Here is an 18979-nt window from a genome sequence, read left to right as displayed (position 1 = left end):
CCAAAATGGAGCAGGTCGCGCGTCGTCCGTGCGTCGGGCGGGTTAGACCCTGCCTATGTCACGCGTCTGGCTCTCGTCTGATCGTCCCGCGCTCGTCGCGGCGCTGGCCGATCGCGGGATCACCGCCGATGGCACGCCCGGCGTCGCGGCGCTGCTGATCGTCGCCCAAGGCACGATACCACCCGAAACAACGCTGGCGGTGCTTCGGCAGCGGTCACCCTCGCCCGTGCTGATGATTGTTGAGAATGACGAAGCCGCCGTCATCGACGCGATCGATGCCGGTGCCGATGATGCCGTCGTCCATTCGGCGAGCGACCGGCTGATCGCTGCGCGGGTCGCGGCCCTCATCCGCCGCGGCAGCCCACGCCTGATCACGCTCGGCGATCTCGCGATCGACACCATCGACCGCCGGGTGTGGCGCGGCGGCATGCCGATCGAGCTGCTGCCGCGCGAATATCGCCTGCTGCTCGAACTGGCGCTGCATCCCGGCGAGTCGATCAGCCGCGCGGCGCTGCTGGAGCGGGTGTGCGGCGTCGGCTTTGATCCGGGCACCAATGTGCTCGACGTCCATGTCTCGCGCCTGCGCGCCAAGATCGACCGCGACTTTGCAGTGCCGCTGCTACGCACCGAAAAGGGCGTGGGCTATCGGCTCGCGGTGCCGGCGCCCGACCAGTTCGCGATTGAAGCCGCCACCGCCGCCCGTTAGCCTCTCCCCCCAAGACATAATGGGAGAGGACCAATGCACCCGAGCGTTCACGCGCAGACGGCGCCCGACAAGGCGGCGCTGATCGTCGCCGAAACCGGCGAGACGATCAGCTATGCGCAGCTTGACGCGGCCTCGAACCGCGCGGCCCAGCTCTTCCGCGCAGCGGGGCTCGGCATCGGCGACACGGTCGCGCTGTTCCTCGATAACGTCCCCGAGTTCTTCGGGCTGGTATGGGGCGCACAGCGCGCTGGCCTCTTCTACGTCTGCATCCCGAGCAAGCTCACCGCGCCCGAAGTCGATTATATCATCCGTGACAGCGGCGCGCGGCTGATCATCGCTTCCGCTGCGATGGCTGCAACCGCCGAGGCGCTGACGCCGCTGCTGGGCGACCACACGCGCTACATGATCGGCGGCACCGCGCCCGGCTGGAACGGCTGGGAAGCAGCAGTCGCCGCGATGCCCGCTACCCCGATCGCCGATGAACGCGCAGGCACCGACATGCTCTATTCGTCGGGCACCACCGGGCGGCCCAAGGGTGTTCGCGTGGCGCTGCCCGAAGACCCCGGCATTGCCGCGCCCAACGTCCTCGTCATGCTCGCGCAGGCGCTGTACCGGATCGGCCCCGACAGCATCTATCTGTCGCCCGCCCCGCTCTATCACGCCGCGCCGTTACGCTGGTCGATGACGGTGATGCGCCACGGCGGCACGGTAGTGATGATGCAGCATTTCGATCCCGAAGCCGCGCTCGCCGCGATCGAGCGCTACCGCGTCAACACCAGCCAATGGGTCCCGACGCATTTCGTGCGGATGCTGAAGCTCGATGACGCCACCCGCGCGCGCTACGACCTGTCGAGCCTGAAAGTCGCGATCCACGCCGCCGCGCCCTGCCCGATCCCGGTCAAAGAGGCGATGATCGACTGGTGGGGACCGGTGCTCTACGAATATTATGCGGGGTCGGAGGGCAATGGCCTGACCACGATCGATTCGGCGCAGTGGCTCGCGCACAAGGGGTCGGTCGGCAAGGCCGCTTACGGCCAGCTCCATATCTGCGACGAAGCGGGCAATGAACTGCCGACGGGCGCCGAAGGCCTCGTCTATTTCGGCGGCGGCGGCGTGTTCGAATATCACAACGACCCCGAGAAGACCGCCGAAGCGCGCCACGCCGAGGGTTGGACGACGCTCGGCGACATTGGCCGGATGGACGACGAAGGCTATCTCTACCTCACCGATCGCAAGAGCTTCATGATCATCTCGGGCGGGGTGAACATCTATCCGCAGGAAATCGAGAACCGGCTGATCACCCACCCGCGCGTCGCCGATGTTGCCGTCATCGGCGGCCCCTGCCCCGACATGGGCGAGCGCGTGATTGCGGTGGTGCAGCCGGTCGACATGGCCGAAGCGGGTGACGCGCTCGCCGCCGAACTCACCGCCTGGTGCCGCGCCGAGCTGTCAGGCGTCAAGACCCCGCGCCAGATCGACTTCGCCGCCGAACTCCCCCGCGCGCCGACCGGCAAGCTCTACAAGCGGCTGTTGCGCGATCGCTATTGGGGCAATAGCGAGAGCCGGATTGTTTGAGCGCGTCGATCCAACCGCGTTCGTCCTTGCGATAGGGAAAGGCACCCGATGGAAAACCGCATCCGCATTACCGTTTCGGATCACGTCGCCGATGTGAAGCTGACGCGCGGCGACAAGATGAATGCGCTCGACCCCGAGATGTTCAGCCAGATCGCCAATGCGATCGACCAGATTGCGCATATGCCGCACGTGCGCTGCGTCGTGCTGTCGGGCGAGGGCCGCGCGTTTTGTGCCGGGCTCGACATGGCGAGCATGGCGAGCGGTGGTTCGGGCACGTCGCTCGCCGATCGCACCCATGGCGACGCCAACCTGCCGCAGCACGCCGCCTGGGGCTGGCGCACGCTCGCGGTGCCGGTCATCGCCGCCGTCCATGGCGTGGCTTTCGGCGGCGGTTTCCAGATCATGTCGGGCGCCGACATCCGCATCGCCGCGCCGCACACGCGCTTCTCGATCCGCGAAGTCCATTGGGGTCTCGTCCCCGACATGGCCGGGATCGCACTGTGGCGGGGAATCGCCCGCGACGATGTGCTGCGCGAGCTGACCTATACCGCGCGCGAATTCGACGCCGACGAAGCGCTCGGCTTCGGCTTTGTGACGCGGATCGCCACCGATCCCTATACCGAAGCACACGCGCTCGCGACGCAGATCGCCGCGCGCAACCCGCAAGCGGTGCAGGGATCGAAGAAGCTGTTCAACCTCCAGCCCGACCTCGACAGCGCGGCGATCCTGCAAGCCGAAAGCGATGTGCAACTCGGCGTGATCCGTCAGCCCAATCAGGTCGAAGCGGTGATGGCGAACATGCAGAAGCGCGCGGCGGTGTTCGCGGATTGAGGCTGGGCCGGCCGGTCGTCTGCGCAAATGGCGACCGTTCGACAATCGGGTCGACATGGGGCAACGTCGGGTTACTGCGTGCATCAACCCGTTGGTTTCCTGCAAAACCAACGGTCGTGATCAAGGGCGCAAGGGAGGCGCGCGATGACCGTGGAACCAGTCGTGCTGTTGCTGGGCATTGGCGTCGCGATCGGCGCCGTGATGGGCTATCGCTATCTGCGCGGGGAGCGCAATTCGCAGACGCTGGCGGGGGTGCATTTGCTGTTTGGCGCCGGAGGCCTTGAACTGCTGGTCATGCTGTTGCGCGGCGCGCCGAGCGGCGAGAAGGTGGCGGGCCATGCCACGGGGTCGACCGTCGCGTTGCTCATCGCCGGCGCCCTTTTGACCGGGCTGTTCGTGCCGATCATCGCCACATCGCGCCCCGGCATCATCGGCGGTTCGATCGCCGTGCATGCGTCGGTCGCGACGATCGGCTTCGGCATGCTGCTGCTCTGGGCGTTGGGCGCGATCGGATAGCGGATTAGAGCGGTTTGTGATCTGACGGAATCACTTGAGCCCCTCCCCTTTAGGGGAGGGGTTGGGGTGGGGTATCTCGACCAGCGCACCTCTTGCGGCCGTTCCTACCCCAGTCCCAGCATCGGGCCGGTCCGGCTCCCAGCCGGACCTGAAGCGCGCGGGGCGCGCTTCGCCCGATGCTCCTGAAGGAGAGGGGTGAGTTGGTGTGATCACAAACCGCTCTAGCCCCCCGCCTGCCCCTTTCAATGTCGGAAAACCTCTGCGATTCTCCGGTCAAAGCCCGCTCTTTGACAACCGAATCGCCTGCTCCCCGTCGTCCGCGAGAACGGCGCAGCTCGCAATGAATTCCGCCCCACCCCACCCCCGGGATGGTCGTAACTTTTGACACCTTTCGCGCCGCGCGCCTTCAGCCGCTGCGGACCTGCCACGCCTCCAGCGCCGCGCGATAGGCGTCGGGCAGCGCGGTCAGGCCCGCCTCGCGGTCCATCACCACCACCGTGTCGCAAGTGGCAATGGGGTGCCCGTGCTGGAACGCGGTCGAAAGGATTGTCCAACTGCGCCCGCCAATCGGCCCGATCCCGCTCGACACGACGACATCGGCAGGAAAATGCCCTTCGCCCAGATAGTTGATGATCACTTGCGCGACCAGCCAGCGCTGCTGCTCGCGCCACGCATCGAGTCCCGACGCCTTGTTGAACTTGACGCGCCCGCTCTCCAGGATCGCGGCCATGCCGACATTGTTGATATGCCCCAGCACGTCGAGGTCCTGAAACCGCGTCTGGATCGTCTCATGATGCGGATAGGCGTTGGGCGACAGCCGCCAGGGTTCGGGGCGCGCCATCCGGCTCAGATACCGGCGGCGAACAAGTCGAACTTGCCGAGCGGCACGCCCTTCATCCGCAAAATGCCATAGGCGGTTGACAGGTGGAACACGATGTTGGTCGTCGCGAATACGCTCAGCCACTGGCCGGCGGGGAGCGTCGGCGCCATCGTCGTGTTTGGCCCGAGCTGAACGGTGAGCGCCACATCATCACGACCCGCGAATTGCTCAGGGGTCAGCGTCGCGAGATACGCCTGCGCATCGGCAAAAGCGGCGTGGAAGCCTGCCGCGTCCAGATCAGCGGTGATTGCCTCGGGGATCGGCAGATCGGCGACGCGCGCGGGCCAGCTGCGGCTGAAATTGGCGACGACCATTAGCTGGAACGCCAGTGGGTGCATGTCATCGGCCAGCCGCCAGCCGAGCATCTCGGCCTCGCTGATGCCCTGCTCGGCGGCAAAGGCGCTCCCCTTGGTGAGCAGATGCCCGGCGGTGACGAGATGACGGCGGTAGAGGTCGACAAACGTGAAGAGTGAAACGGTCATGGGGGGCGGTCCTGGTGGGAGGGGGCACGCGACCCGGCAGTAAATGCCGGGTCGTCAGACGGCGCGGGCGCGCCGCTGGCCGCGCTGGGGTGAGTCCGGGCGCGGCGTGCGCCCGGCCACTCGGCGCGTCAGCGTGGCGCCATCCGGATCGCGCCGTCCAACCGCACATCCTCGCCGTTGAAATAGCTGTTCTCGACCATCGTCAGCGCGAGATGCGCGTACTCGGGCGGATTGCCGAGCCGCTTGGGGAAGGGCACCGACGCCGCCAGCGCATCCTTCACCGGCTGCGGCGCGCCGCGCATCAGCGGCGTTTCGAAAATGCCCGGCAGGATCGTGTTGATGCGAATGCCCTCGCCCATCAAGTCGCGCGCGATCGGCAGCGTCATGCCGACAACGCCGCCCTTCGACGCCGAGTAAGCCGCCTGGCCGATCTGGCCATCTTCGGCGGCGACCGATGCGGTCATCACCATCGCGCCGCGCTCGCCGTCTTCCATCGGTTCGAGCGTCAGCATCCCCGCCGCCGATTTGGCGACGCAGCGGAAGGTGCCGATCAGGTTGATCTGGATCAGCCAGTCGAAGGCGGCGAGCGGGAAGTGCTTGATGCTGCCATCTTCCTTCGATCGGCTCGCGGTCTTCACCGCATTGCCAGTGCCGGCGCAGCAGATCAGCACGCGTTCCTGCCCATGCGCCGCGCGCGCCTTGGCAAAGCCGGCGTCGACGCTCTCGTCGCTGGTGACGTTCACTTCGCAGAACACGCCGCCGATCTCGGCCGCAACGGCCTCGCCCTTTTCGGCCTGCAAGTCGAAGATCGCGACCTTGACGCCCTTCGCCGCGAGCGCGCGCGCGGTCGCTTCGCCAAGGCCGGAAGCGCCGCCGGTGACGACGGCGGCAACGGTTGAGTCGAGTTTCATGTGTTTATCCCCTCAATTTATCGCCGTTGGTCCCGAGCGAAGTCGAGGGACCGGCCACAAGCGGTGTGCCAGTGGCCCGTGTCTCGACTGCGCTCGACACGAACGGCTTGTTGGTTTCCCTTGGCTTACAGCCGCTCGATGATCGTTACATTGGCGATGCCGCCGCCTTCGCACATCGTCTGCAAGCCGTAACGCCCGCCGCGTGCCTTGAGCGCATTCACCAGCGTCGCCATCAGCTTGGTGCCGCTCGCGCCGAGCGGATGGCCCAGCGCAATCGCGCCGCCATTGACGTTCAGCTTGGCATGATCGCCGCCGACATGCTTCAGCCACGCCAGCGGCACCGGCGCAAACGCCTCGTTGACTTCATAGAGGCCGATGTCGTCGATGCTGAGCCCGGCGCGCTTCAGCGCCTTGTCGGTCGCGAACAGCGGTTCTTCGAGCATGATCACCGGATCGCCGCCGGTCACCGTCAGGTTGACGATGCGCGCGAGCGGGGTGAGGCCATGCTCTTTCAGCGCGGCTTCGCTGACGATCATCACGGCAGACGCGCCGTCGCAGATCTGGCTGGCGTTGGCGGCGGAAATGCTGCCGCCTTCCTGCAGCAGCTTGACCGAGCCGATCGATTCGAGCGTCGCGTCGTAGCGGATGCCTTCGTCGCTGCGGTGCTGTTCGGTACCCTCGGGGCCTTCGATCTCGATCGTGATGATCTCGTTGTCGAACGCGCCGCTCTGGGTCGCAGCAATCGCGCGGCGGTGGCTTTCGAGCGCGAATGCGTCGAGCATCGCGCGGTCGAAGCCGTGCTTCTTGACGATCATCTCGGCGCCCATGAACTGGCTGAACATGATGCCGGGATATTTCTCTTCGAGGCGCGGCGACTTGTAGTTGCCCATGCCCTCTTTCATGTGGAGCATCATCGTCGAGCCCATCGGCACGCGCGTCATACTCTCGACGCCCGAGGCGATCACGATGTCCTGCGTGCCCGACATCACGGCTTGTGCTGCAAACTGCATCGATTGCTGCGACGATCCGCACTGGCGGTCAATCGAGACGGCGGGGACGCTATCGGGCAGGTTCTTAGCGGCGAGCACGGCATTGCGGCCGACCTGGCCCGCCTGCTGCCCGCCCTGCATCACGCAGCCCATGATCACGTCGTCGACGGCAGCGCCATCGATGCCGGTGCGCGCAATGATCGCGTCGAGCACGCTCGCGGCCATGTCGACCGGGTGAACGCCGGCCAATTTGCCGCCGCGCTTGCCGCCCGCGGTGCGGACCGCGTCGACGATATAGGCTTCTGCCATTGATCCTCTCCCATGCTTGGATTTGGCGGCACCATTGCCTAATCGGCGCGGCTGGGCAAGGCTCAGGCGACATACCCGATCATCGAAAGGTGCTGTTCAATGGACGTTTCGGATGCCGTAGCGGCAAGACGGTCAGTGCGCGGGTTCTTGTCCCGTCCGGTGCCGCCCGAGCTGATCGAACGACTCGCGGTGGCGGCAGCACGGGCGCCGTCGGGCGGCAATCTTCAGCCCTGGCATGTCGATATCGTGACGGGCGACGCGATGGCGCGGCTGAAGGCACTGATGGCGGACAAGCTCGCGTCGGGGTCGCTCGAGGCCGCGCAATACGACATCTACCCGCGCGCGCTGTCGGGCGCGTACAAGGACCGGCGCTTTCAGGTCGGCATGGCGCTCTACGGCGCAATGCAGATCGAGCGCGGCGACACCGACGCGCGGCAGCGCGAGTTTCGCCGCAATTTCGACTTCTTCGGCGCGCCCGCCGCTCTTTTCTGCACTGTCGACCGGATGATGGGGCCGCCGCAGTGGAGCGACCTCGGCATGTATCTGCAAAGCTTCATGCTGCTCGCAGTCGAAGCGGGGCTCGCCACCTGCGCGCAGGAATGCTGGGCGATCTATCCGGAGACGGTCGACGCCTTTCTCGGCACCCCGCCCGAGCGGATGCTCTTTTGCGGGATGGCTGTGGGGTATGAGGACGAGACCGCCGCTGCCAACTCGCTACGTACCATCCGGGCGGATGGGGGCGAGTGGCTGCGGCGGCTCGACTAGAGTTTAGACGGCAGCCGCGCGCGGACCGCCGGGACGACCACCGCGACCACGACCGCCGCGACGGTTATTGCTGCCGGGACGCGCACCCTCGGGACGCGTACCTTCAGGACGCGGACCAGCGGGCCGCCCACCTTCTGGGCGAGCGCCCTGCGGCCGCGCGGCACCTTCCGGACGCGGACCAGACGGACGTGCCGCGCCCTCAGGACGCGGACCAGCCGAACGGCCGGCACCTTCGGGGCGACCGCCCGTCGGGCGCGCATGATGCGTTGCACGCGGGCGCGCAGGCCCGCGCTGCTGGCGCTCTTCACGCGGTGCCGGATCGGCCCCGATCACCTTGGCACGCTGCGCCTTCAGCGTATTGGCCTGCGTCAGGAAATTCTCGGGCAGCGGCTGGATCGTGATCTTTTGGCGCGTCAGCTTCTCGATATCGCGCAGATAGGGCCGTTCATCCTCGGCACAGAAGCTAATCGCGACGCCGCTGGCACCCGCACGCGCGGTGCGGCCGATGCGGTGGACGTACTGCTCGGGTACATTGGGCAGCTCGAAATTGACGACATGGCTGACACCCGACACGTCGATGCCGCGCGCGGCGATGTCGGTCGCGACGAGGATCTTCGCCCGGCCCGACTTGAATTCGCTCAGCGCGCGCTCACGCTGGCCCTGGCTCTTGTTGCCGTGGATCGCGTTCGACGCGATGCCGTTCGCCGCGAGCAGCTTCACGACGCGGTCGGCGCCATGCTTGGTGCGGGTGAAGACGAGCACGCGCTCGACTGCTGGATCCTGCAGCGTCAGCGTCAGCAGCGCCTGCTTCTCGGCCTGCTGGACGAAAGTGACGAACTGATCGACGCGCTCGGCCGTGGTCGCGACCGGCGTCACCGACACCGTCACCGGATCGGTCAGGAACTGGTCGGCCAGCTCGCGGATCGCCTTGGGCATTGTGGCCGAGAAGAACAGGGTCTGGCGGCTCTTCGGCACCAGTTTCACGATTTTCCGCAGCGCGTGGATGAAGCCGAGGTCGAGCATCTGGTCAGCTTCGTCGAGTACGAGGATCTCGATATCGCCAAGCGTCAGGTAGCGCTGCTCGATCAGGTCGAGCAGACGGCCCGGCGTCGCGACGAGAATGTCGATGCCGTTGACGAGCGTCGCGCGATCCTTGCCGACCGAGGTACCGCCGAACACGGTTGCAACCGAAAGCTTGGTGAAGCGGCCGTATTCGCGTGCGCTCACCGCGATCTGGCTGGCGAGTTCGCGCGTCGGCGCGAGCACCAGCATTCGGCACGCGCGCGGGCGGACATGCTCATTGGCGGCGCGCAGCCGCTGGATCGACGGCAGCATGAAGGCCGCGGTCTTGCCAGTGCCGGTCTGCGCGATGCCGAGCAGGTCGTTGCCTTCAAGCAACGGCGGGATCGACTGGCGCTGGATCGGGGTGGCGTCGGTATAGTTTTTGGCGGCGAGTGCGCGCACCAACGGCTCGGCAAGGCCGAGATTGTCGAAGGACATGGGTATACTTTCAATATGCCAGCGAGCCCGAACGGAGTCCGGGCGCGGCGGCGGGGTTTAACCCCCCGCGTGATTTGGGAAGCTTTGGGCTTGGACCGAAGCAGAGCCGGGGCAAGATGCCCGATCACGCTGCATGATGCCTCGATCACCGTTCAGATAGGTTGTGCGCTGCACAAAGTCAATCCCGCGCGAACTACTTGCAAGTTGCGATCATATGCTGATCCTGTCGGCCAGCACCAACGAGTGGAAGGCATGGCAATGGGGAACGACATCGCACCCGATCGGCGAACCGTGTTGAAGGGTGCCGCGTTGGGCGCGGCGGCGGCCCTGCCCGGCATGGCGATGGCCAAGGATGATATGGCGCCCATTCGCGCCGCCATCGCTGCAGGCCATGATGCCGCGATCAAACGGCTGCGCGACTGGATCGCCTTGCCGACGATCGCGGCCGAGGGGCGCAATACCGAAGCAGGCTGCGCCTATATGATGCAGCTCGCGCGCGACGCGGGCTTCCAGAAAGTGGAGCGCGTGCCAACCGACGGTGTCCCGGGTGTCTTCGCGACCATGGACAATGGCGCCAAGAAGACGCTGGCCTTGTATTTCATGTACGACGTCAAGCAGTTCGACCCGGCCGAGTGGAGTTCGCCGCCGCTCGAAGGGCGGATCGTCGATCGAGCGGGAATGGGCAAGGTGATGATCGCCCGCGGCGCGATCAACCAAAAGGGGCCGGAGGCGATCGTGCTCCAGGCGCTGCACGCGATGAAGGCGGCGGGGCGCAAGCCGCCGGTCAATCTGGTGCTCGTGTGTGAGGGCGAAGAGGAAATCGGGTCGCCACATTTCACCCAGATCGTGCGCCGACCGGACATTTTGGCGGCGCTCCGCAAATGCGTCGGCGCGGTCATTCCTTCGGCCTGGCAGAATCCCTCCGACGGTGGCGTGGTCGTCAATCTGGGCGCAAAGGGTATCATCGAATGCGAACTTATCTCATCCGGCGAAAAATGGGGGCGCGGCCCGGCGAAGGATCTGCATTCAAGCAACAAGGCGATCGTCGACAGCCCCGCCTGGCACTTGATCGAGGCGATGCAGACCCTGGTCAGCGATGGCGGCAACACGCCCGCAATCGATGGCTGGTTCGAAAAGGTGCGCGCGCTCACGCCCCGCGAAAAAGCATTGATCGCGGATTCAGCGAGCAAGCGTGACCCAGTGCAGGCGAAAAAGGCCATGGGCATCCAGCACTTTATCGACGACCTGCCCTGGCCCCAGGTGCTCGAACGCGAAGCCGCCATGCCGACGGTGAACATTGAAGGGCTGATTGCGGGCTATACCGGCCCCGGCGGCAAGACGATCCTGCCGTCGCGCGCGGTCGCCAAGCTCGACATGCGGCTGGTGCCTGATCAGACGTTCGACGATTGCGTCGCCAAGCTGAAAGCGCACCTCGCCAAGCGCGGCTACAGCGATATCGAGGTCAAGGTGAGCGGCGGTTATGATCCCACGCAAACCGATGAAAATTCTTCGCTGATCAAGGCCGAGCTGGCAGCCTATACCCGTGCCGGGCTCAAGACATCGGTTTATCCCCGCCTTTCCGGATCATGGCCGGGGTTCGTCTTCACCTCGGCGCCGGTGTCGCTGCCGGCGGGCCAGTTCGGCTTTGGCCATGGCAGCGGCGCGCATGCCCCCGACGAATATCTCGTGATCGACAGCGCCAATCCCAAAGTGCTCGGGATGGACGACGCCGCGATGGGCTTTGTTGATTTCTTCTACCAGATCGCCGCAACTGGCTGATCGCGCGAGTCAGAACAACCCCGGCACCTCGCGCTGGGCAGGCGTGGGATGATCCACCGACAGTAATTGCTGTTCGGGGCTGATCGTATCGGTGGCATTTTGCGAGCCGGTGGTGCCGCCCGGCGCGCTTGAAATCGGCGTGCAGCTTTGCCCGCTCAGGAAGTTCAGCGCCGCTCGAGTCGATGCTTCCTGTGGATCGCCCAGTGGCCGCGAAAAATCATCCGACGCCCGGCAAGTGACCGGAAACACGCTGGCCAGCCCGGTAAAATAATCGCCCTGTCGATCGGCATTCTGGTCCGCAAAGGCCACCACGCGCAGCCGGTCGTCACAAGCGGCAAGGTCAAGGCCGATCTGGCCGACCGGCTTGCCAAAGGTGTTCGCGCCGATCAACGCGGTATTGGTGCGCAGATAGGGCAGCATCGAATTGGCGACCAGTTCGCTTGCCGACGCGCTCGCACTCGTACCGATGAACGCGATCCGCATCGGCGAGATTGACTGGGCCAGTGGCCGGAAATTGCGGGTCGAGTTGTTGCTCGCTTTATCCGGGCGGAATGCAGTGATGTTGAACACCTGCGACGTCGAACGGTTGCCGCCAAGCAGATCGCCCATCAGCTCTGCGGTCGACACCAGCCCGCCGCCATTATAGCGGAAATCGATGATGATGTCGGTGATGCCCTGCGCGCGAAAATTGGCGAAGGCATCGCGCAACTGTTGGTCGGCAGTCGATATGAACGTGCGCAGATTGAGATAACCAACCCGCCGACCGCCGTCATTGATGATCTGCGCGCCGTAACGCGACGACACCGGCGTCAGCGAGAAGTCGGCCTTCGTGACCGTCACGGTGCGCGTACCCGCTGCGTCGGCAATTTGCAGCGCGCGCACCGTCCCGGCGGTGTTCGGGCCGAGCGCGTTGGTAACGGCACTATTGCCGCCGCTTGCGATCAGCGACGCGACCGTCTGGAGCGTGGTTGCGCTGCTGCCGATCGCGACGATCTGCGCGCCGCGATCGATCCCGGCGGCGAGCGCAGGTGCTCCCTCGAAACTTTCTGCGACAAAGAGGCGCGAGGCCGAATCAAACGCAAGGCGAACGCCGAACCCGGCACTCGACCCCGAGCTGAAAAACGCATTCTCGCCCGAGATCGAGGTGATGAAGGTGAAAAAGCGATCACGATTCTGCGACCGCGCGGTCGCCGTCAGCGCGTCGATATAGTCACTGACGGTCGTAAAGGGTGCCGGATCAAGGCTTGGGGGCAGCGTTTCGGGGAAGAGATACCATTCGCGCAATTGCGCGAGCGCCCAATCCTGCCGCGCGCGCAATGTGCAGGTGCCGCTGGTGGGGCTTTGTGAAGGCGAAGGCGCTGGCGCCGATGCGGTGCTGCTGGTCGATCCCCCGCTCGTCGCGGTGGGCCCGCCGCCGGAGCTGCACCCCGCCAAGAGCGCGATCACGCTCAGTGCCGTTGCCAGCCGCTGCTTCCGGATTGCCATCACGCCTTACTCCACACGCGCATCAATAGCGCGAGCCGCACGCCTCAGCGCTCATACGCCTTTGGTAGCGCACCTTCCTGCGGCTGGCGATAGCGTTTGAGCAATTCGCCCTGTCGCGTACCCAAGGGCTGTTTGACGCCATCGACATAGACGCCGACCGCCGCGCTGCTGAGCTCGAGCGGATCGCCGTCCCAGATCACGACATCGCCGCGTCGACCGGGACGAAGCGAGCCGATTTCGCCGCCCAGCCCAACCGCTTCTGCCGGTGCCGAGGTGATCGCGGCAAAGGCGCTGTCCCAGCTCAGCCCCGTCGCACCCGGCACATGATGCAACGCGACCAGATTGCCGGCATATTGCTTTTCCAGCCGTGCCTGACGCGCTTCATTGTCGTTGATCGTGCCGATGCCGACGAGCACACCGGCCGCCTTCATCCGCCCGACATTGGACTGCGTCGCGGCAAGCGATTCAAAGGATTCGGGCAAATCGTTGAGCGCCGACGCGATCACCGGAACCTTGGCGGCGGCAAGTTCGCTCGCAACCATCCAGCCTTCGGAAGCACCGACGAACACCATGCGCAGCGCCGGAAAATCCTTCCGAAGCGCTATCAGCGCGCGCATGTCCGACGCGCGCTCGACATGGATCAGCAGCGGCATTTTCCCCGTCACCACTGCGCCGAGCGCAGCGGCATCAACGCGATTGACGAGTACATCGCGCCCTTGATCGAGATAGGCACCGGGCGCGCGGGCATAGGCTTGCGCCGATTTCAGCGCATCGCGAAACGCCGTCATCGCCGCTGGACGGCTGCCACCGGCGGCACTGGCGCCCGACTCACCATATTCCATGAACTGGAAAGCGCGCGGCGTTGACACGCTATTGTTGTCGGCGCCGAGATCGATGATCGCCCCCTGCCCCGCGAAAATCGAGCCGCGCGTCGTCGGCGCGACCACGGCACGCGTAATCCCCTCGGCGCGGTTCAGCGCGATCGAGCTGGTGCGCGGATTGACCGCCGGGGCGACATCGATCCCAGCGTGGAACGGCGAATTGCTTGCGCCTGCGTCGTTGGTTTCATCAACGCCGTCGACTTCGATGATCCCCATGCGGGTGAAGCCCGCGACGATGCCCGGGGTGACAAAACGCCCGCCAGCATCGACTGTCTCAATCCCTTGCGGGACGGCGACATTCTTGCCCGCCGCAACGACCTTGCCGTCGCGCACGACAACGGTACCGCCTTCGATCGGGGCGGAGCCGTCACCGATGACGAGACGCGCGTTGGTGATCGCGACCGACTGTGCGGCGGCGGGGCTGGCGAGAAACGCCGCGGTGAGGAGCAGCAAGCGCTTCACTTCACATCTCCCGAGCCGGGCTGGCCAAGTTCGAAATCGGATACCGGTCGCCGTTTGGGATCATTGGCATCGTAGAGCAGCGCGCCATCGATCCACACCTTTTCGGGCCGCGCATAGACGCTGAACGGGTCGTTGTTCCACAGCACGACATCGGCCATCTTGCCGGGCTTCAGGCTGCCGGTCTTGTCGGCAATGCCCAGCGCCTTGGCCGGGTTATAGGTCAGCCACGTCCAGGCCTGCGCGTCGCTGATCTGCATGCCCGCGCGCCGGCCCGCCGCCAGCGCCTTGGCGACTTCCTGATTGAGCCGCTGGATGCCGTTGGCGTCGTCCGAGTGGATCATCGCGCAGGCGCCCGCATTTTCGAGCAGCGGCAGATTTTCGGAAATGGCGTCATAGGATTCCATCTTGAATCCCCACCAATCGGCCCAAACAGCGGCGCAAGTGCCGTTCGCCTTGAGCAGATCGCCGATTTTGTAAGCCTCGACCGCGTGATGGAACGCACTGACCTTGTAGCCGAACTCCTTGGCCATATCCATCACGATGGCCATTTCGTCGGCGCGGTAGCAGTGGTTCTGGACAAGAATTTCGCCTGCAAGCACGCCACGCAGCGTATCCATCGCGATGTCGCGCGTGGGGATATCGCCGCCGTCCTTCTCATACTTGTCCCATTTGCGCTTGTATTCGACCGCGCGCGCCCAAGTCTGGCGATCAACCGCGACATTGCCCATCCGGGTCGAGGGCTGACGGCCCTTGCTGCCATAGACGCGCTTGGGATTTTCGCCGCACGCCATCTTGAGGCCATAGGGCGCACCGGGGAATTTCATCCCCTGTTCGGTGCGCGCATAGACATTCTTGAGCACCACTGATCGCCCGCCGAACAAATTGGCCGAGCCGGGCAGGATCTGGAGCGTCGTCACGCCGCCATTGGCGAGCGCGCGGCTGAAACCGGGGTCCTGCGGCCAGACGCTATGTTCAGCCCAGACGTCAGCCGTGACCGGGCCGGTCGCTTCATTGCCGTCCGAATTGGCCTGGACGCCCGGCGAGGGATAGTCGCCCAAATGGCTGTGGATATCGATGATGCCGGGGGTGAGATATTTCTTCGTACCGTCGATCACGGTTGCTCCGGCGGGCGCCTGCACCGTTTGCCCAATCGCGACGATCTTGCCATCGGCGAACAGCGCCTGCCCGCGCTCGATCTTGCCGCCTTCGCCGTCAAAGATCGTCACATTGGTGATCAGCGTCGGTACGCCCGGATAAGGCTTGTAGGTCGAGGGAAAGGGATCGTGGTTGTACGATTTGCCGGGAGTTGGCTTGGGGGTTGGGGTCGCCGCTTCGGCCTTGGGCCGCGCGGCCCCATCGGTCGCGCAGCTCGCGAGCGCCAACGATGCGGCAAGCGCCCCGAGAAGAGCATAACCGCTCGGCAATTTCAGTGCCATGTAATGGATTCCCCTTTGCCCGGACGGCGTTTGTCGCGGGCAACATTCCGCCAACGCCGCCCGCTGTCAATCGCTCGTCAGAGCGACCGCCCGATCAGTTCCTTCATAATTTCGTTGGTGCCGCCGTAAATCCGGCTGACGCGCGCCGCGCGCCACATGCGGGCGATCGGATATTCGTTCATATAGCCAGCACCGCCGTGGAGCTGGAGACACTTGTCCATCACTTCCCATTGCAGCTCGGTGTGCCACAGCTTGGCGGCCGCCCCCTCGGTCGGGGTCAGCTCGCCCGCCAGATGCCGCTTGATCGCCCAGTCGAGATGCGCCCAGCCGACCTGCAGCTTGGCCTTCAGATCCGCGAGCACGAAGCGGGTGTTCTGGAAATCGAAGACCATCCCGGCAAAGGCCTTGCGCGTCTTGGTGAACTCGACCGTTTCGTCGAACGCCTTTTGCGCGCTTGCCTGCGTGCCGACCGCGATCGACAGGCGTTCCTGCGGCAACTGGCTCATCAGATAGATGAAGCCCTTGCCTTCCTCGCCGAGGCAATTGGTCATCGGCACGCGGACGTCCTCGAAGAACAACTCCGATGTGTCGGCGGCGTCCTGCCCGATCTTGTCGAGCTTGCGGCCGCGCTTGAAGCCTTCGCGGTCGGCTTCGACCAGAATGATCGACATGCCCTTGTAGGCGGGCTTGGCGTCGGGGTCGGTCTTGGCGACGACGAGGATTAGATCGGCGTTCTGGCCATTGGTGATGTACGTCTTGCTGCCGTTGACGACATAGTGATTGCCGTCCTTCTTGGCGCTGGTGCGGATTGCCTGAAGATCAGAGCCAGTGCCGGGCTCGGTCATCGCGATGGCGGTGATCGTCTCGCCGGAGACGAGCTTGGGCAGCCACTGCTTCTTCTGCTCTTCGCTGCCGTACTGGACGATGTAATCGCACACGATGTCCGACTGGAGCGAGAAACCGGCCGGCACACCGAGATAGCTCATTTCCTCGTCGACGATCGCGTTATAGCCGAAATCGAGCCCCAACCCGCCGTAAGCCTCGGGCACCGTCGGGCAGAGCATGCCGATTTCGCCCGCCTTGCGCCAGAATTCCTTGGGGACCAGGCGGTTTTCCTCCCATTCATTGACCTTGGGCACGCCTTCCTTTTGTAGGAAGCTGCGCACCGTCTGGCGGAACGCCTCATGATCCTCGTTATAGGCGAAGCGGCCGGGGAGCGTATCGAGCATGTCAGTCCTCTCGTGGTTCTTTTGCCGACAGGTTGCGTGTCGAAACCCACCGGGTCAATCCCTGCTTGCGGCCCCCTTCGATCGTCGATCATATTTCCGTTCGTGCTGAGCTTGTCGAAGCACCGCTCTTCCTTCTAAGCCGGGGCAAGATAGAACAGCCCTTCGACCAGCTCAGGGCAAAACGGCGAGAGGATTTTTCGATGAAATTGGCCAGCCTCAAGCACGGGCGTGATGGAAAGCTCGTCGTCGTGTCGAACGATCTCGCCTGGTGCGCCGACGCGACGCATATCGCGCCGACGTTGCAAGCCGCGCTCGACGATTGGGACAGGCTGCTGCCCGATCTGCGCAATCTGCATACCGATTTGCAGCACGAGATGATCCCGATGCGGCGGTTCCACGAACATGATGCCGCCGCCCCGCTGCCCCGCGCGTACCAATGGGCCGATGGCTCGGCCTATGTGAACCATGTCGCGCTGGTGCGGCAGGCACGCGGCGCCGAAATGCCGGAAACCTTCTGGCATGATCCCTTGATGTATCAGGGCGGGTCGGACGGTTTCCTCGGCCCGCGGGATGCGATCCCGCTCAAGGATGAAGCTTGGGGCTGCGATCTCGAGGCCGAAGTCGTGGCCGTCACGGGCGACGTCCCGATGGGCGCGACCCGCGACGAGGCACTGGCGGCGGTGCGGCTGGTCGGGCTGACCAACGATGTGAGCTTGCGCAACCTCATCCCCGGCGAACTCGCCAAGGGGTTCGGCTTCTTCCAGTCCAAACCGGCGAGCGCCTTCTCGCCCGTGTTCGTGACACCTGATGCACTCGGCACCTGGTGGGCCGACGGCAAGCTTCACCGCAAGTTGATGATCGACTTGAACGGCAAGCCACTTGGCCGAGTCGAGGCGGGTGTCGACATGACCTTCGATTTCGGCACGCTGATCGCGCATGCTGCCAAGACGCGCGCGCTGGGCGCTGGCACGATCGTCGGCTCGGGCACCGTATCGAACCGCGATGCCGACGGCGGGCCGGGCAAACCGATTGCCGAGGGCGGCGTCGGCTATGCCTGTCTGGCCGAAGTGCGCACGGTCGAGACGATCCGCGCCGGTGCGGCGGTGACGCCGTTCCTCAAGGCGGGCGACACCGTCCGCATCTGGGCCGAGGACGACAAGCACCACCCGATCTTCGGTGTGATCGAACAGACGATCGAGGCGGCCTGAACGCGATTGCGCGCCCTTCGCGCATTGTGACATAAGGCGTGCCATTAGAGCCGAATCGAGGACCCCCCATGCTCGACGCCAAGCGCACGCCCGATGACCGTTTTGCCAACCTCCCCGGCTTTCCCTGGGCGCCGCATTATGTCGACGACCTGCCCGGCTATGAGGGGCTGCGCGCCGCCTATATCGATGAAGGCCCGCAGGATGCCGATCGGACATTCCTCTGCCTGCACGGCGAGCCGAGCTGGAGCTATCTCTACCGCCGGATGATCCCGGTGTTCCTCGGAAGCGGCGCGCGCGTGGTCGCCCCCGATTTCTTCGGGTTCGGGCGCTCGGACAAGCCCGTCAATCAGAGCGATTACAGCTTCGACTTTCACCGCAATTATCTGCTCGCGCTGGTCGAGCGGCTTGACCTTCAGCACATCACGCTCGTGGTGCAGGATTGGGGCGGGCTGATTGGCCTGACCCTGCCGATCGCGGCTGAATTTGCCGCGCGGCTCGATCGGCTGATCGTGATGAATACCGCCATCGGCACCGGCCAGCCAGCAGGCCCCGGCTTCATGGCGTGGAAGAATTATGCGCTGTCGACGCCCGATCTGCCGATCGGCGCGCTGATCGCGCGCGGCACCCCGCATCTGACGCCCGAGGAGATCGCCGCCTATGACGCGCCCTATCCCGACGCAAGCTACAAGGCCGGCGCGCAGATCTTCCCGGCGCTGGTCCCGATCGAACCCGATATGGCCGGTGCCGATTATGGCCGCGCCGCCAGCGCGTGGTGGTCGACCGAATGGAACGGCGCGAGCTTCATGGCCGTCGGCGATGCCGATCCGGTGCTTGGCCCGCCGCAGATGGCTGTCTTGCGCAAGCAAATCAAAGGCTGCCCCGAGCCGATGATGATCGCGGGCGGCGGCCATTTCGTGCAGGAATGGGGCGAGCCGATTGCGCGCGCGGCGCTTGAAGCGTTCGGCGGGCGCTGACGCTTCAACATTGCCGTTGAAATTTTATAACAAAGTGCGCAAAGCCTGATCAGGGCTCGCG

Annotated in this window: 17 protein-coding genes; 8 read left to right on the top strand and 9 right to left on the bottom strand. The window is 65.0% G+C overall.

The window, feature by feature from the left end; all coding sequences use genetic code 11:
* Positions 1–55 precede the first annotated feature (55 nt).
* The 4 genes from K2W81_RS05855 (at position 56) to K2W81_RS05840 (ending at position 3628) form a co-directional block, all read left to right on the top strand.
* Positions 56–706 (top strand): winged helix-turn-helix domain-containing protein, encoded by a 651-nt coding sequence (locus tag K2W81_RS05855; RefSeq protein ID WP_294102179.1) that lies wholly within the window; start codon positions 56–58, stop codon positions 704–706.
* 33 nt (positions 707–739) lie between these two features.
* Positions 740–2281, top strand: a complete 1542-nt coding sequence (locus tag K2W81_RS05850; protein WP_294102178.1) for an acyl-CoA synthetase — start codon at positions 740–742, stop codon at positions 2279–2281.
* A gap of 48 nt (positions 2282–2329) precedes the next feature.
* Positions 2330–3112: a crotonase/enoyl-CoA hydratase family protein gene (locus tag K2W81_RS05845; protein WP_294102177.1), complete on the top strand. Its 783-nt coding sequence runs from the start codon at positions 2330–2332 to the stop codon at positions 3110–3112.
* 144 nt (positions 3113–3256) lie between these two features.
* On the top strand, positions 3257–3628 hold the full coding sequence (locus tag K2W81_RS05840) for a hypothetical protein (protein WP_294102176.1): 372 nt from the start codon (positions 3257–3259) through the stop codon (positions 3626–3628).
* Positions 3629–4034: 406 nt separating this feature from the next.
* Here K2W81_RS05840 and K2W81_RS05835 read toward each other — a convergent pair whose 3' ends face one another.
* From K2W81_RS05835 to K2W81_RS05820, 4 genes are all read right to left on the bottom strand, one after another.
* Positions 4035–4469: a thioesterase family protein gene (locus tag K2W81_RS05835; RefSeq protein WP_294102174.1), complete on the bottom strand. Its 435-nt coding sequence runs from the start codon at positions 4467–4469 to the stop codon at positions 4035–4037.
* A gap of 5 nt (positions 4470–4474) precedes the next feature.
* Positions 4475–4990 (bottom strand): DUF1993 domain-containing protein, encoded by a 516-nt coding sequence (locus tag K2W81_RS05830; RefSeq protein WP_294102173.1) that lies wholly within the window; start codon positions 4988–4990, stop codon positions 4475–4477.
* Between the two features lie 128 nt (positions 4991–5118).
* Positions 5119–5901, bottom strand: a complete 783-nt coding sequence (locus K2W81_RS05825; protein ID WP_294102172.1) for an SDR family NAD(P)-dependent oxidoreductase — start codon at positions 5899–5901, stop codon at positions 5119–5121.
* 125 nt (positions 5902–6026) lie between these two features.
* Entirely contained in the window at positions 6027–7199 is a 1173-nt protein-coding gene (locus K2W81_RS05820) for an acetyl-CoA C-acetyltransferase (protein WP_294102171.1), read from the bottom strand.
* Between the two features lie 99 nt (positions 7200–7298).
* On the opposite strand from K2W81_RS05820, the gene K2W81_RS05815 reads away from it, so the two are divergent.
* A complete protein-coding gene (locus tag K2W81_RS05815; RefSeq protein WP_294102170.1) occupies positions 7299–7964 on the top strand; it encodes a nitroreductase in 666 nt (221 codons plus the stop codon).
* A 3-nt stretch (positions 7965–7967) separates the two neighbouring features.
* Here the strand turns inward: K2W81_RS05815 and K2W81_RS05810 are convergent, their stop codons facing one another.
* Complete coding sequence (locus tag K2W81_RS05810; protein ID WP_294102169.1) at positions 7968–9464, bottom strand: DEAD/DEAH box helicase; 1497 nt, start codon at positions 9462–9464, stop codon at positions 7968–7970.
* Positions 9465–9716: 252 nt separating this feature from the next.
* Here K2W81_RS05810 and K2W81_RS05805 point away from each other — a divergent pair, with 252 nt between their 5' ends.
* Positions 9717–11243, top strand: a complete 1527-nt coding sequence (locus tag K2W81_RS05805; RefSeq protein WP_294102168.1) for a M20/M25/M40 family metallo-hydrolase — start codon at positions 9717–9719, stop codon at positions 11241–11243.
* Positions 11244–11252: 9 nt separating this feature from the next.
* Here K2W81_RS05805 and K2W81_RS05800 read toward each other — a convergent pair whose 3' ends face one another.
* The 4 genes from K2W81_RS05800 to K2W81_RS05785 all read right to left on the bottom strand — a co-directional run bounded on the left by K2W81_RS05800 (position 11253) and on the right by K2W81_RS05785 (position 16736).
* Positions 11253–12728 (bottom strand): S41 family peptidase, encoded by a 1476-nt coding sequence (locus K2W81_RS05800; RefSeq protein WP_294102167.1) that lies wholly within the window; start codon positions 12726–12728, stop codon positions 11253–11255.
* Positions 12729–12772: 44 nt separating this feature from the next.
* Positions 12773–14071 (bottom strand): amidohydrolase family protein, encoded by a 1299-nt coding sequence (locus K2W81_RS05795; protein WP_294102166.1) that lies wholly within the window; start codon positions 14069–14071, stop codon positions 12773–12775.
* Positions 14068–15507 (bottom strand): amidohydrolase, encoded by a 1440-nt coding sequence (locus K2W81_RS05790; protein WP_294102164.1) that lies wholly within the window; start codon positions 15505–15507, stop codon positions 14068–14070. Before K2W81_RS05790 ends, K2W81_RS05795 begins: the two co-directional genes overlap by 4 nt.
* Before the next feature lie 77 nt (positions 15508–15584).
* Positions 15585–16736, bottom strand: coding sequence for an acyl-CoA dehydrogenase family protein (locus tag K2W81_RS05785; protein ID WP_294102162.1), 1152 nt, complete (start codon positions 16734–16736; stop codon positions 15585–15587).
* Between the two features lie 200 nt (positions 16737–16936).
* Here K2W81_RS05785 and K2W81_RS05780 point away from each other — a divergent pair, with 200 nt between their 5' ends.
* Both K2W81_RS05780 and K2W81_RS05775 read left to right on the top strand, forming a co-directional pair.
* Positions 16937–17944 (top strand): fumarylacetoacetate hydrolase family protein, encoded by a 1008-nt coding sequence (locus tag K2W81_RS05780; RefSeq protein WP_294102160.1) that lies wholly within the window; start codon positions 16937–16939, stop codon positions 17942–17944.
* Positions 17945–18012: 68 nt separating this feature from the next.
* Positions 18013–18918 (top strand): haloalkane dehalogenase, encoded by a 906-nt coding sequence (locus K2W81_RS05775; protein ID WP_294102159.1) that lies wholly within the window; start codon positions 18013–18015, stop codon positions 18916–18918.
* Positions 18919–18979 lie beyond the last annotated feature (61 nt).

The sequence above is a fragment of the Sphingomonas sp. genome (assembly GCF_019749955.1).
GTDB lineage: Bacteria > Pseudomonadota > Alphaproteobacteria > Sphingomonadales > Sphingomonadaceae > Sphingomonas.
This window is presented reverse-complemented; position numbering and strand designations above follow the sequence as displayed.